Source organism: Kitasatospora sp. NPDC059577 (assembly GCF_042735475.1).
GTDB lineage: Bacteria > Actinomycetota > Actinomycetes > Streptomycetales > Streptomycetaceae > Kitasatospora.
The window spans coordinates 1-13,198 of sequence record NZ_JBHWBZ010000004.1; the positions used below are offsets into that span (position 1 = coordinate 1).

Sequence of the window (13,198 nt, forward strand, 5' to 3'; positions counted from 1 at the left end):
GGTCGAGGTAGCCGAGCGCCGGCTGGCCGCCGTCGCGCGCCATTTACCCGCCGACCACCGGAACACCCCAAAGGCCCGTGAACAACCCCCCCCCCCCCCCCCCGGTCCTGGGGGCGCGCCTTATAACCCGCCCCCCCCCTCTGTCGTTGTGCACACCCACCGGGGTGACTCCTCCTCAGGGCCCCGGGTGAACCGGTCGACGTCTCGAGTGGCCGACCAACCGGGGAATCTCCTCCAGGGGCACGCCACTGCCCGAGAGCGGGGCGAGGTCGTGACGCAACTCACGTGGCGGGCATGCGGCGGCATTCACTCTTTCGGCCTTCGCGAGGAGCAGCGGAGTGGAACCGGCTACGCGGCTGACTCCGGGTGCGTGGCCAGCCCCGCCGCGACTGCGGTGGGCGATCCCGACCACCCGGCCGCCGAACGCCAGACGGAAGCGATCCCGTGGTGTTCCAGCAGCCTGACGTAGACGTTCCCGATCCCCTCGGTGAAGAGAGCCAGCTGCGTCGGCTGCTCGGTGTGCGGATAGAGCAGGAAGGAGTACGTCGCCAGCTGTCCGAGCGCCTCCCGCACGGCGTCGGTGGCATTTCCCCGCTGCACGGCCTTGGCCTCGATCAACCAGTGCGCGGATCCCCGGCGCGCGACCATGTCCCTCGGGTGCACATTGGTTCCCACCCCGAACCCATGGGCGATGAGGTGAAGTCCGTAATCACGGACCAGGGTTTCGTGCCTCTTGCTCTTCAGGATCTTGCGACCCTCGATCGTCTGCACGTACTCCTCGTCGCTCTTGGGCGCGAAGTGCAGCAGCGCGTCGTTCCGCTCGTGAGTCCACGTACCCTCGGCCCGAACAGTGCAGATGACGTCCCGCGTCGTCTGCCGCAGCTGCTCACGAGCCACCAAGGCGCTCTGGTAGAGCGTAATGAAACGTTCGAGGTCATCGCGCAACGTCGCCTCATCGGGCAATTCGGCAATCCTGTAGGTACGAGCGAAGACGTTCCCGTACTCGTACGCCCTCGGGAGCCCGGACCGCCCGCCGAGGTCGATCTCCGTCTCCAGATCTGGAAATCCGCCGGGAGAAACTGCTTCGCGAATGGCCTCGGCCTCCACGGCAAGCTTGCGGTTTGCTTCCGAGGTCTTGTATTTCTTGCGGAGCTCGGTGACACCGTGGTTAAGGCTGAGCGAAACGGTCTGCATGTCCTCGGCGAAGAGGTACACCACATACATGCCGTTCTGAGCGGTATCGGTTTCGTCCGGGTCGAAGAACGCGACCCACGGACAAAATGCAGCCGCGCCGGCCCCCGCGCTCCCCTTGATGACGTAGCCACCCCGCACATGGTTCGCGAAGTGGGATGGAGCATCTCGAAGCAGCTGAGCCGTCGGCGTACTGGTCCCGCCCAGGCGGTTGTAGGTCATGCCAACCTCGTGCAGGAAACCTCGAAGCGTCATGGAGAGCATCGTAAGCCGGCCACCCGACATCAAGAGTAGGTTTTTCCTCCAACTGAACTTGGCGGTTGGAGAGTTCGCCCGAGAGTCACGTCGGCGATCCTCGTGGCTCGCTGCGGAACCAGGCGGGGCTCATGAGCGTTCCGCGGTGTGAAAGCCCCACCTGGGGCGCATCGTTCACTGACGTTGAGAGGTTCGGACTTGCAGGCAAACGTACTTCCCGTGACCTCGGATGGCTTCGACGGCTTCGGAGCCGCGCCGGGTGTCGCGGTGGGACGGCTCTTCACCAATCGCCGCGCACTTGCCGAGGCCCGTGTCCACCGACCACTGCAAGCGGGCATCTGCGGGACGGGAAAGCGTGGGGCGGAGTCCATCGTCGTGTCCGGCGGCTACGAGGACGACCAGGACAACGGCGGGACCATCGTCTACACCGGACAAGGCGGCCGGAATTCGGACACCGGCCAGCAGATTGACGACCAGGAGCTCACACGTGGCAACGCCGCTCTAGCCACCAGTATGGCAACCGGAATACCAGTACGGGTGGTCCGCGGATGGATGGGTGACCCCCAGCACTCGCCGACCACCGGGTATCGGTACGACGGGCTCTTCCGTGTCGTGGACTACTGGCACGAGACCGGGAGGTCCGACTTCCTGATCTGGCGCTACCGCTTGGTCCAACTCGATTTCGTCGAGGCATCGAACGACGAGTCCACGATCGCAGTGCCCCTGGGCGGAACCCCAGCGGTGGAGCCCGCGGGCCAGGAGGCGCCGACACGTACAGAAGCAATGGTGCAGCGGATCGTCCGCAGCACCCGGGTGGCGAACTTCGTGAAACGGGCCCACGACTTCGCATGCCAGGTCTGCGGCAACCAACTCCACACGCCCACGGGCAGCTACGCGGAGGCAGCTCACATCCGGGGGCTGGGAGCGCCCCACAACGGGCCCGACGTCGCAGGAAACGTGCTGTGTCTGTGCCCAAACCACCACACACTGTTCGACTTTGGCACGCTGGCCATCGCAGACGACCTGACGATCACCGATCGCGCGACGGGAACAGAGCTAGGGAGGCTGCGGGAAGCCCCCGGTCATCAGGTCGACCCGACACATCTGTCGTATCACCGAGACCACTACTCCGAGGGGTGGAAACACACCCAGGGCTGATCCCGGAACAACTCCGCCAACAATCTGGGAAGCGGGGCCCGTTGACAGACGTCGGCAGGGCCCCGTCCGCGTCCGGGGTGCTGCCCTGGGCTCAGAGGACCGTGGTGAGTTCGGTGCGGGAGGTGATGTCGAGCTTCGGGTAGGCCTTGTAGAGGTGGTGGGCGACGGTGCGGGGGCTGAGGAAGAGCTGGGCGGCGATGTCGCGGTTGGTGAGGCCCCGGGCGGCGAGGCGGGCGATCTGGAGTTCCTGGGGGGTGAGGGGGGACTGCGGGGTGCCCGTGGGGGTGGCGGTGGGGGCCGGGGTGCCGGTGGCGGAGAGTTCGGTGCGGGCGCGGGCGGCCCAGGGGTGGGCGGCGAGGCGGTCGAAGGTCTCCAGGGCGGCGCGCAGGTGGGGGCGGGCGTCGGTGCGGCGGCGGGTGCGGCGCAGCCATTCGCCGTAGAGGAGGGCGGTGCGGGCCTGTTCGAACGGGCGGTGGTCGGGTTCGTGCAGGTCGAGGGCGGTGCGGTAGGCGGCTTCGGCGAGTTCGTCGGGGCCGAGCAGGGCCTGGCAGCGCAGTCGGAGGGCTTCGGCCCAGGGGCGGTCGGTGGCGGCGGCCCAGCGGGCGAAGCGTTCGTACGGTTCGGCGGCGCGTTCGGGGGTGCCGAGGCGGACGGCGGCTTCGACCAGGTCGGGGACGGCCCGGGTGGCGCTGACGTGGTGCCGGTGGGGGCCGGTGGTGAGGGTGTGCAGGCGGTCGGCGGCGGCGCCGGCGCGGCCTTGGCCGAGGTCGAGGAGGGCGAGCGCCCACTGGGCCCAGGGGAGGCCGGCTGCGGGGGCGGCGGTCTGCGGGCCGGTGGTGGCGAGGGCGGTGGCGGTGAGTTCGGCGCAGTGGTCGGTGTGGCCGTCGAGTGCGGCCAGGTAGGCGAGCAGGGCGCTGAGTTGGCTGACCCACTGGTGTTGGCCGGTGTCGCGGGCGAGGCCGAGGGCTTCGGTGGCGGTGAGTTCGGCGTCGCGGTGGCGGCCGTGGAAGAGTTCGGCTTCGGCGAGGAAGAACTGCAGGGTGGGCATCACGCCGACGGTGCCCTTGGCGCGGGCTTCGGCGATGAGTTCGGCGCCGAGTTCGGCGGTTTCCTCGTCGCGGCCGAGGACGAGGGTGGCGCCGCAGAGTTGGACGAGGTCGGCGGGGCTCTCGGCGCCGGCCCGGCGGGCGGCGTCGGCGGCTTCCCGGACGGGTGGTGGCGGTGCGGCGGGCCGGCCGAGGGCGGGGAGGACGGCGGCGGGCAGGTGGCGGGCGAGCGGGGCGAGGGGGTCGTCGTCGGCCAGGGGGAGGGCCGCGAGGCGGTCGAGGACGGCGATGACCGGTGCCTCGCCCGCGTACCAGGCGGTGTGGAAGGCCTGGAAGAGCATCCGGGCGGCGTACCCGGGGTCGATGCCGGTGCCGGCGGCGTCGAGCAGCAGCCGGTAGGCGGTCGGGTAGGAGCCGCGCCAGAAGTGGGCGGTGGCCCGGACCTGGTCGAGCAGGGCGTGCGCGAGGACGTTGTCGGTACGGGCGGCGGCTTCGTCGGCGAGCGCCTCGGCCCTGATCAACTCGCCTTCTTCGGTGGCGGATTCGGCGGCCAGGACGAGTCGGCGGGTGGCGTCGTCGCGGTCGGGGGTGAGCCGGGCGGCGCGTTCGTACGCGGCGGCGCCGCCGTGGCCGCCGCCGCGTCCGGCGCGGACGGCGGCGCGTTCCAGTGCGTCGGCGAGGTCGGCGTCGGGGGCGGTGGCGGCGAGGGCGAGGTGCCAGGTGCGGCGGTCGCCGGCGGGCAGGGCTTCGGCGATGGCCCGGTGGACGGTCAGCTTCTGGTGGTGCGGTGCGCGTTGGAGGATGGCTGAGCGCAGCAGCGGGTGCCGGAAGGTGATCCGGCAGCCGTCGGCGACGGTCACCAGGCCGGATTCCTCGGCGGGGGTGAGGTGTTCGGCGGTGACGCCGAGTGCGGCCGCGGCGGGCAGGACGACGTCGAGTTCGCCGCGTTCCTCGCCGGCGGCGACCAGGAGCAGGGTCTGGGTGGCTGCGGGCAGGCCGGTGACCTGGCCGTGGAAGGCGATCAGCAGTCGGCTGGTGAGCGGGAGGCCGCCCGACAGCGGGCCGCCCGGGGACAGGACGCCCGGCGTGTGGGCCTGCGGGCCGGTGGCGACGGGGAGTTCGGTGAGTGCGAGCGGGTTGCCGGCGGCCTCTGCGAGCAGCCGGTCGCGGACAGGGGCGGGCAGGTCGGGGCCGGTCCGCCGGGCCAGCAGCCGGCCGGCGTCGGCCGCGCCGAGGGCGGTCACCTCCCGTTCGGGGAGGCCGAGTCGGCGTTGCGGGGGGACGCCGGTGTCGTCGCGGGAGGCGAGGAGCAGGACCACCCCTTCGGCCTGGAGCCGCCGGGCGGCCAGCAGCAGCGCGTCCAGCGAGGCACGGTCCAGCCACTGCACGTCGTCCAGGACGCACAACAGCGGCTTTTCGGTGGCGAGTTCGGCGAGCAGGGCGAGTGTGGCCAGTCCGACCAGCAGCCGGTCGGCCGCCCTGCCGGGGGCCTCCCCACCGTCGGGGGACTTCCCCTCACCCGGGCCGTCCGCGCCGTCGGCGAGCCCGAACGCCGCCTCCAGGGAGCGCCGTTGGGGACCGGGCAGGGTGTCCAGCCGGTCGAGTCCGGGTGCGAGCAGGAGGCTCAGGCCGGCGTACGGCAGCTCGGCCTCGTACTCGACGCCCGCGGCCCGGATCACCCGGAACGCCTCTCCCGCCCGTGCGACGGCGTCGTCCAACAGCGCGGTCTTGCCGATGCCGGCCTCACCGCGGAGCAGCAGCACGCCGCTACGGCCGGACCGTGCCGCGTCCAACAGGCTCTCCACGGAGGCCTGTTCGTCTTCCCGTCCGTACAGCATGCCCCGACCCTACCCACCTGGCCGCGCCGCCACAGCGCACGTCTTCGGCGTCGGCCCGCCTGCACGGGGCACCGGGCCGGCACCGGGCCGGCACCGGGTCGACACCGGGTCGACACCGGCAACCCCGCCCCGGGCGTACGTACCCCCATGCCTATACGTGACGGATTCGCCGCCGCCCGGTCCTCCCTACCTTGGTGAGCACCGGGAACGACCGGCCAAAAACCCACCTGAACACGGGAGATGACGATGACCGAGATCACAACCGCCGCCCTTCAGCAGCTCGCCGAGCGCTACCTCGCGGTGTGGAACGAGACCGACCCGGCGGCCCGCCGCAAGCTGGTCGACGAGGTGTGGGCCGAGGACGGCCGCTACACCGACCCACTGGCCGCGGTCGTCGGCCGGGACGCGATCGACGCGCTGATCGGCGCCGCCCAGGCCCAGTTCCCGGGGCTGGAGTTCACCCTCGGCCCGGTGGACGCGCACCACGACATCGCCCGTTTCACCTGGAACCTCGGCCCGGCGGGTGCGGAGCCGGTGGTGATCGGCTTCGACGTGCTGGCGGCCACCCCGGACGGCCGGATCGGCGCGGTGTACGGCTTCCTCGACCGCGTGCCGGGCGCCTGAGGCCCACCGGCCGCAAGCCACGACGCCGCGGGGCCGCAGGGCCCGCCATCGCCCCGCGCGGGGGCGGGCCCTGCCCCACCTCGCCCGCCCCTCCCCATGCCCGGCCCTCCCCCACGCCCGGCCCACCGAACGCCCGCACCACCCCGGCCCCGGGACCACCCGACCTGGCCGACCTGGCCGACCTGCCCGACCTGCCCGACCTGCCCGACCACCAACGCCCTTGAGGAGAGCCCGAGATGAGCACCGCCCTGAACGCCCGGCGGCCCACCCCGGCCCCGCCCGCCACGCAGGCGGCGCCGGCCGCACCGGCCCCCAAGGGCCTGCTGCCGGTCGTCCTGACCGCCACCTTCATGACCGCCCTCGACATCTTCGTCGTCAATGTCGCCCTCCCCTCGCTCCAGGCCGACCTCGGCGCCGGCCCGGCGGCCGTCCAGTGGGTGATGGCCGGGTTCAGCCTGGCTCTGGCGGCCGGGCTGGTCACCGCCGGCCGCCTCGGCGACCGCTACGGCCGCCGCCGGGTGTTCGCGCTCGGCCTGGCGCTCTTCACGCTCGCCTCGGCGGGCTGCGGCTTCGCCCCTTCCGCCGGCACGCTGGTCGGCGCCCGGGTGGTGCAGGGCCTGGCGGCGGCGCTGATGGGCCCGCAGGTGCTGGCGATCCTGCGGACCGCGTTCAGCGGTGCGGCGCAGGCCCGAGCCTTCGCCCGGTACGGGCTGACGATGGGCGTCGGCGCGGTGTTCGGCCAGCTGATCGGCGGGCTGCTGATCCGGGCGGACCTCCTCGGCCTCGGCTGGCGCAGCTGCTTCCTGATCAACCTGCCGATCGGTCTGGCCGCTCTGGTGATGGTCCGCCGTTGCCTGCCGGAGTCGCGTTCCCCGCAGCGGCCCGGTCTGGACCCGGTCGGCGTGCTGCTGGTCTCCACCGCGCTGACCGCGCTGGTGCTGCCGCTGATCCAGGGCCCCCGGCTGGGCTGGCCGCTCTGGACCGTGCTCTGCCTCGGTGCCTCGCTCGCCCTGCTGGCGGCCTTCGCCGTGCACCAGCACCGCAGCACGCCGACCGACACCGCGCCGACCGGCAGCACCCCGACCGGCACCACCGGGCCCGCCACCGGCACCACCGGAGCCACGGGGGCCACGGGGACCACCGCCGGAGCCACGGGAGCCGCCACCGGTACCCCGCTGGTCGACACCCGCCTCTTCCGCGACCGCGCCTTCAGCGCCGGTGTGCTCGCCCAACTCGCCTTCTGGCTCGGCCAGGGCTCCTTCTTCCTGGTGCTCGCCCTGCACCTGCAGTTCGGTCGCGGCCTGGACGCGCTCGGCGCCGGCCTGGTCTTCACCGCGATCGGCCTCGGCTACCTGATCACCTCCAACACCACGCACCGGGTCACCGCCCGTCTGGGCGTCCGCCGGACGATCACCGTCGGCGGGTTGCTGATGGCCGCGGGGCTGGCCCTGCTCGCCCTCGCCGCGTACGAGGTCTCGGACGGCAGCGTCTGGTGGCTGGCGCCCGGCCTGTTCGTGGACGGCCTCGGCATGGGCCTGGTGATCGCCCCGGTCACCGCCGTCGTCCTGGCGGGGGTCGAGCCGAGGCTGGCCGGCTCCGCCGCCGGGGTGGTGTCCACCGTGCAGCAGGTCGGCGGGGCGCTCGGGATCGCGCTGATCGGTCTCCTCTACTACGGCGCCGGTGACCCGACCGCCGCCTTCGGCCACAGCGTCCTGGCACTGGCGGTGCTGGAGCTGGTGCTGGTGGCCCTGGTCCGGCTGCTGCCGCGCACGAGCTGACCCACCCCGCACGAGCCGCCCCACACGGACCCACCCCCGCACGAGCCGCCCCGCCCGGACCCACCGCAGGCAGTCCCGCCGTACGCGAACCCGCCCCACCCGGACCCGGCGCACGGAAGCCGGGCGGGCTCGAACCCGGCGGGCACGCCCTCTCAAGGACCGTACGCGAACGCCCTCGCGCGCCCCGCAGCCGCTTCGCGCACTCCCCCGAACCACCGGCGGGTGGCCCCAGGCCCACCCGCCCGTTCCATTCCCTCCCCCCGATCGGGTTGGATGGTCGGATGAGCGAGGAGAAGAGCGCCGTACCGGCGTGGGAGCAGCGGTTCAGGGCGGCCCGGGTGTCGCTGCCCGACTGGGCCGAGGACGCCCCGGACCGGGCGCTGTACGTGTCCAACGCGACCGGCACCTACGAGGTCTACGCCTGGGACCGCGCCACCGGCGACCACCGCCGGGTCACCGACCGTCCGAACGGCACCACCGACGCCGAGTTGTCCCCCGACGGCGCCTGGGTCTGGTGGTTCGACGACCACGACGGCGACGAGTTCGGCGTCTGGCGCCGTCAGCCGTTCGCGGGCGGCCCGGACGAGGAGGCCGTGCCCGGCCTCGCCCCCTCCTACTCGGCCGGTCTGGCCCTGGGCCGCGACGGCACCGTGGTCGTCGGCCGGTCCACGGACGAGGACGGCACCACCCTGCACCTGCGCCGCCCCGGCGACGCCGAGCCCGTCGAGATCTACCGGCACGCGGAGTACGGCGGCATCGGCGACCTCAGCCACGACGGCACGCTGCTCGCGATCGACCACACCGAGCACGGCGACGCGATGCACTCCGCGATCCGCGTCGTGCGCCTCACCGGAACCGCCACCGAGACCGCCACCACCGGGACCGCCACCGGCACCGGCACCGCCGGGACCGCCGCCACCCCCGAGACCGTCGCCGAACTGGACGAGGTCACCGGCCGGGACGAACCGCGCGGCGTCGCCTGCCTGGGCTTCGCGCCCGTCGAGGGCGACACCCGCCTGCTGGTCGCCCACCAGCGCACCGGCCGCTGGGAGCCGATGATCTGGGACGTCGCCACCGGCGTCGAGACCGCGCTGCCGCTGCGCGACGAGCAGGGCCGCGAGCTCCCCGGTGACGTCTCCGCGCAGTGGCGTCCCGGCGCCGGGGAACTGCTGGTGGAGCACGAGTACGAGGCGCGCAGCGAGCTGTTCTCGTACGCGCTCGCCGACGGCCGGCTGACCCGCCTCGACACCCCGCGCGGCACCGTCGGCGGTGCCACCGGCCGTCCGGACGGCACCGTCGAGTACCTGTGGTCGTCCGCCGCCGAGCCCTCCGCCGTCCGTTCCACCGCGGGGACGGTCGTGCTGCGGGCGCCCGGCGCGGTGCCGCCCGCTTCGGTCCCGGTCGAGGACGTCTGGGTCGACGGGCCCGGTGGGCGGGTGCACGCCCTGGTGCAGCGGCCGGCCGGGACCACCCCCGGGGACGGCCCGCTCCCGACCGTGTTCGAGATCCACGGCGGTCCGACCCACCACGACAGCGACTCCTTCGCCGCCGGCCCGGCCGCCTGGCTGGACCACGGCTTCGCGGTGGTCCGGGTCAACTACCGCGGCTCGACCGGCTACGGCCAAGCCTGGACCGACGCCCTGCACGAGCGGGTCGGTCTGATCGAGCTGGAGGACATCGCGGCGGTCCGCGCGTGGGCGGTCGACAGCGGCCTCGCGGACCCGCGCCGGCTGGTGCTCACCGGCGGCAGCTGGGGCGGCTACCTGACCCTGCTCGGCCTCGGCGTCCAGCCCGACGCCTGGGCGGTCGGCGTCGCCGCCGTGCCGGTCGCGGACTACCACACCGCGTACGCCGACGAGATGGAGGCGCTCAAGTCGCTGGACCGCACGCTCTTCGGCGGCACGCCGGAGGAGGTCCCGGACCGCTTCACCGCCTCCTCGCCGTTGACCTACGTGGACCGGGTGCGGGTGCCGGTGTACATCAGCGCCGGGGTCAACGACCCGCGCTGCCCGATCCGGCAGATCGAGAACTACGTCGAGCGGCTGGAGCAGCTCGGCAAGCCGCACGAGGTGTACCGGTACGACGCCGGGCACGGGTCGCTGGTCGTCGAGGAGCGGATCAAGCAGCTCCGGCTGGAGATCGACTTCGTCCGGCGGTACCTGGACGTGGCCGCGGGCGACGCTGACGGGGAGTCGGCGTGAGACGTGTGCTGATACTCGCGGGGGCGGTGGTGGCCGGGGCCCTGGTGCTCACCGGCTGCTCCGGATCGCACAGCGACAACGCCTCCTGCCCGCCCCCGGTCGGCCCGCCCGCGCCGACCCCGTCGGCCGTCAAGCCGAGCGCCCCGGCCGCACCCACCACCGCGCCCACCGCGCCCCCCGTTCCCGCCACGCCGCTCGCCACGGCGACCCGGGCGAGCCTGGACAGGGCGGGCAGGGGCGGGGCGAGCACCGGCGGGGCGGGGGTCTCCGTCGTACCGGCGGCGTTCGTCGCGTACGAGCCGCCTCCCGGGGACGGCACGGTCCAGCTCGCCAAGGGCTCGAAGGGGTCCAAGGGGTCGAGCGGTTCCAAGGGCTCGTCCGGCTCGTCCGGCTCCTCGGGCTCCTCCGGGTCTTCGGGCTCAGGGTCCAAGGGCTCGAAGACCGGGCGCACCGTGCACCACCACATCGACCACTACGACTCGGACAACACCTCCGGCAACGGTCACAGTCACTGCTCCGGCGGCCCGACGCCGGTGCCGATCGGATCGACGACACCGGCCCAGCCACCGTTCCCGACGCCGACCCCGGCCCTGCCGACCCCGGCTCTCCCCAGCCCTGCTCCGCCGGCGCCGACCCTGCCGCCGGTCAAGCCGACGGCGGTGCCGCCGCTGCCGACCAAGCGCTGAGCCAGGAACGCCGGACCCCGGTCCGGCGCCACCAACCGGCCGGTCCGGCCGGTCCGGCCGGTCCAGCCGGTCCAGCAGTCCGGTCAGTCCGGTCAGTCCAGGACCGGGTCCAGTCCCAGGGCCCGGTCCTGCTCCGCCTCCGCCTCCCGGCGCACCAGGCGGAACCACATGAAGACGACGAAACCCGCGAAGACGAACCACTCCAGGGTGTAGCCCAGGTTCTGGAACGCGCGCAGGGTGAGCCCGTCCCCGCCCTGCGGCTGAACGGTCGGTACGGGGGTCAGCCCGGCGGGGGCCTCGTCGACGGCCACCCAGCCGTCGTACCAGCCGTCGTACGCGAGCACGTTCAGCAGCGAGGCGCGGTTGATCATGCCGAGCTGCCCGGCCGGCAGCCCGCCGGCCACCGCACCGTTGGTGCCCACGGCCTCGTTGGCCTGCAGCCGCCCGGTCACCGTCACCGGCCCGTCCGGCGGCGGTCCGGCGGGTGCCCCGGCGGCGGGTGCCCCGGGCGCCCAGCCGCGCACCACGGCGACGGCGTGTCCGTCGGCGGTGCGCAGCGGGGTGAGCACGTAGTAGCCCTGCTTGCCGTCGACCACGCGGTTGGGGACGAGGAGCTGGTGCTCGGCGTCGTAGCTGCCGGTCACCGTGACGGGCTTGCCGACGGTCTCCGTGGTCACCTGCGGGGTCGCCGGGTCGAGCAGCGCGTCGATCGGCCTGGCCTCACCGGTGGCGGCGATCGCCTGCTTGGCCTCGTTGTGCGTGGACACCCGGTCCTCGAACCGGCCGAGCTGCCAGGAGCCCAGCCACAGGCACACCGCCACGGCCGCCACGGCCAGAGCGGTGCCGCTCAGCCACCGCGGAGTCAGGAGGAACCGGTACACACCCCCACGGTAACCAGTCCTCACACCCGTCCCGCCCCCAGGGCCCGGTCGAGCCCCTCACTCCCGTCGACGGCGCACCCGACGGCGCACCCGGGGCGTCGGCCCGGTGCCCGTCCCCGGCGGCCCGGAACCAGCTGATGTGGTCGGCCTCGCGTGCGACCCCGCGTTCGCGCCCCCCACGTCCGGCCGCACGTCCGAGCGCGCTCGCGACCGCCCGTCCGACGGCCCGCCACCTCGGCCGCGGGCGCCCCTCACCTCGCCGAGGGCGAGCCGGAGGGCTGCGGCGCCGAACCGCCCACCGCCTGCACGCCGCCCCGGTACAACGTCCCGCTGCAGGCCAGCGGCAGCGTCGCCGTGGCGGCCGTGGGGCTGCCCGGGGCCGGGGTGTGGGCGATGGTGGCGGTGGGGGGCGCGGTGGTGGGGTTTCCGGTCGGGGTGGCGGTGGGGCTGGGGGCCGAGGTGGGGCCCGCCGAGGGCGACGAGGTGGCCTGGGGGTTGGCGCTGGGCGCGCCGCTGGCCCCGGCGGCCCCGGCTGCCCCGGCGGCAGGGACGCCCGAGGACACCGGGGCCTGGGAGGTCAGCGCGACCTGGTTGGGGCCGGTCGGCGCGCTGGTGGCGCCGCCGGTGCAGCTCTGGTCGGGGATCCAGGCGAACGGCAGCCGGTACCCGGTCTGCGGGGCGAGCACCGGCGGTTCCGCGTCCATCGCGGTGAGGCCGCCGGCCGCGTCGCCCGGGGCGTGGTCGGCGGTGCGGATGCGGCTGCGGTCGCCGCCGCTGACGCCGGTGACGGCGACGGCGCCCGGTCCGCCGAGGCGGCAGCTGTGGCCGGAGACGTTGTAGACGGTGAAGGAGCCGTAGATCCGCCCCGTCGCATCGGCCGAGCCGACCTGCGCGGCGCCGTCGCCGAGGTCGGTGCGGGTGCAGAGCGGGATGATGCCGCCGTCGCCGGCCCCGGCGGTCCCGGTGGGCGGGACGGTGCCGTCGACGTGCACGGCCCCGGTGTCGGGGGTGTGGGAGACGGTGGCGGTGCCGGCGGCCGTCGAGGTGTCCCCGGTGCTGCCCGGGCCCGCGGGCGGGACGCTGCCGTGGCCGGTGGTGCCGGTGGCGGTGCCGCTGGGGGCGGTGGCGGCGGGGCTCTTGGCCTCGGCCGATCCGGGGCCGCCGGAGAGTCCGAGGTGTTCTCCCTCGTGCAGGACCGGCAGGGCGATCGCGACGGCGAACGCGAGGGCGGCGGCCCCGGTCCAGGCACCGCGCCGGGCGGCCCTGCGGCGGGGTACGGCCCGCCGGATCCGGGGCAGTCCGCCGGCCGAGGGCTGGATCCCGGCGACGGCGTGGTGCATCAGCTCCCGCACCGCCCGTTCGTCGGTCGACAGCCCGCCCGGTCCCGAGAGTTCCGGGGCGTCCGGCGCCCCTGCGGCCTCCCCCGCGGGGGGCGGGGGCGGGGGGGGCCCCCCGCCCCCCGGGGGGGGCGGGGGGGCGGGGGCCCCCCCGCGCGCCCCCCCCCCCCGGCCCCCCCGGGGGGGGTGGTGCCCCCCCCCCC

General features: G+C 74.4%; 9 protein-coding genes. 5 read left to right on the forward strand and 4 right to left on the reverse strand.

Annotation, left to right across the window (positions count from 1 at the left end; genetic code table 11):
* Positions 1 to 348: 348 nt before the first annotated feature.
* Positions 349 to 1,446: an MrcB family domain-containing protein gene (locus tag ACFV0O_RS05395; protein ID WP_380336709.1), complete on the reverse strand. Its 1,098-nt coding sequence runs from the start codon at positions 1,444 to 1,446 to the stop codon at positions 349 to 351.
* 219 nt (positions 1,447 to 1,665) lie between these two features.
* On the opposite strand from ACFV0O_RS05395, the gene ACFV0O_RS05400 reads away from it, so the two are divergent.
* Positions 1,666 to 2,604 carry a YDG/SRA domain-containing protein gene (locus ACFV0O_RS05400; RefSeq protein WP_380336711.1) on the forward strand — a complete coding sequence of 313 codons (939 nt, stop codon included), beginning with the start codon at positions 1,666 to 1,668 and terminating at the stop codon, positions 2,602 to 2,604.
* Between the two features lie 91 nt (positions 2,605 to 2,695).
* Here the strand turns inward: ACFV0O_RS05400 and ACFV0O_RS05405 are convergent, their stop codons facing one another.
* Positions 2,696 to 5,488, reverse strand: coding sequence for an AAA family ATPase (locus ACFV0O_RS05405; protein ID WP_380336714.1), 2,793 nt, complete (start codon positions 5,486 to 5,488; stop codon positions 2,696 to 2,698).
* 246 nt (positions 5,489 to 5,734) lie between these two features.
* Between ACFV0O_RS05405 and ACFV0O_RS05410 the strand changes: the two genes are divergently transcribed.
* The 4 genes from ACFV0O_RS05410 (at position 5,735) to ACFV0O_RS05425 (ending at position 10,777) form a co-directional block, all read left to right on the forward strand.
* Positions 5,735 to 6,112, forward strand: a complete 378-nt coding sequence (locus ACFV0O_RS05410; protein WP_380336717.1) for a nuclear transport factor 2 family protein — start codon at positions 5,735 to 5,737, stop codon at positions 6,110 to 6,112.
* A 236-nt stretch (positions 6,113 to 6,348) separates the two neighbouring features.
* Positions 6,349 to 7,890, forward strand: coding sequence for an MFS transporter (locus ACFV0O_RS05415; RefSeq protein WP_380336720.1), 1,542 nt, complete (start codon positions 6,349 to 6,351; stop codon positions 7,888 to 7,890).
* 281 nt (positions 7,891 to 8,171) lie between these two features.
* Positions 8,172 to 10,091: a S9 family peptidase gene (locus ACFV0O_RS05420; RefSeq protein ID WP_380336722.1), complete on the forward strand. Its 1,920-nt coding sequence runs from the start codon at positions 8,172 to 8,174 to the stop codon at positions 10,089 to 10,091.
* Entirely contained in the window at positions 10,088 to 10,777 is a 690-nt protein-coding gene (locus ACFV0O_RS05425; protein ID WP_380336723.1) for a hypothetical protein, read from the forward strand. Before ACFV0O_RS05420 ends, ACFV0O_RS05425 begins: the two co-directional genes overlap by 4 nt.
* Before the next feature lie 92 nt (positions 10,778 to 10,869).
* Here ACFV0O_RS05425 and ACFV0O_RS05430 read toward each other — a convergent pair whose 3' ends face one another.
* Together ACFV0O_RS05430 and ACFV0O_RS05435 are read right to left on the reverse strand one after the other, a co-directional pair.
* Positions 10,870 to 11,658, reverse strand: a complete 789-nt coding sequence (locus ACFV0O_RS05430) for an SURF1 family protein (RefSeq protein ID WP_380336726.1) — start codon at positions 11,656 to 11,658, stop codon at positions 10,870 to 10,872.
* 251 nt (positions 11,659 to 11,909) lie between these two features.
* On the reverse strand, positions 11,910 to 13,010 hold the full coding sequence (locus ACFV0O_RS05435; RefSeq protein WP_380336728.1) for a hypothetical protein: 1,101 nt from the start codon (positions 13,008 to 13,010) through the stop codon (positions 11,910 to 11,912).
* Positions 13,011 to 13,198: the final 188 nt, after the last annotated feature.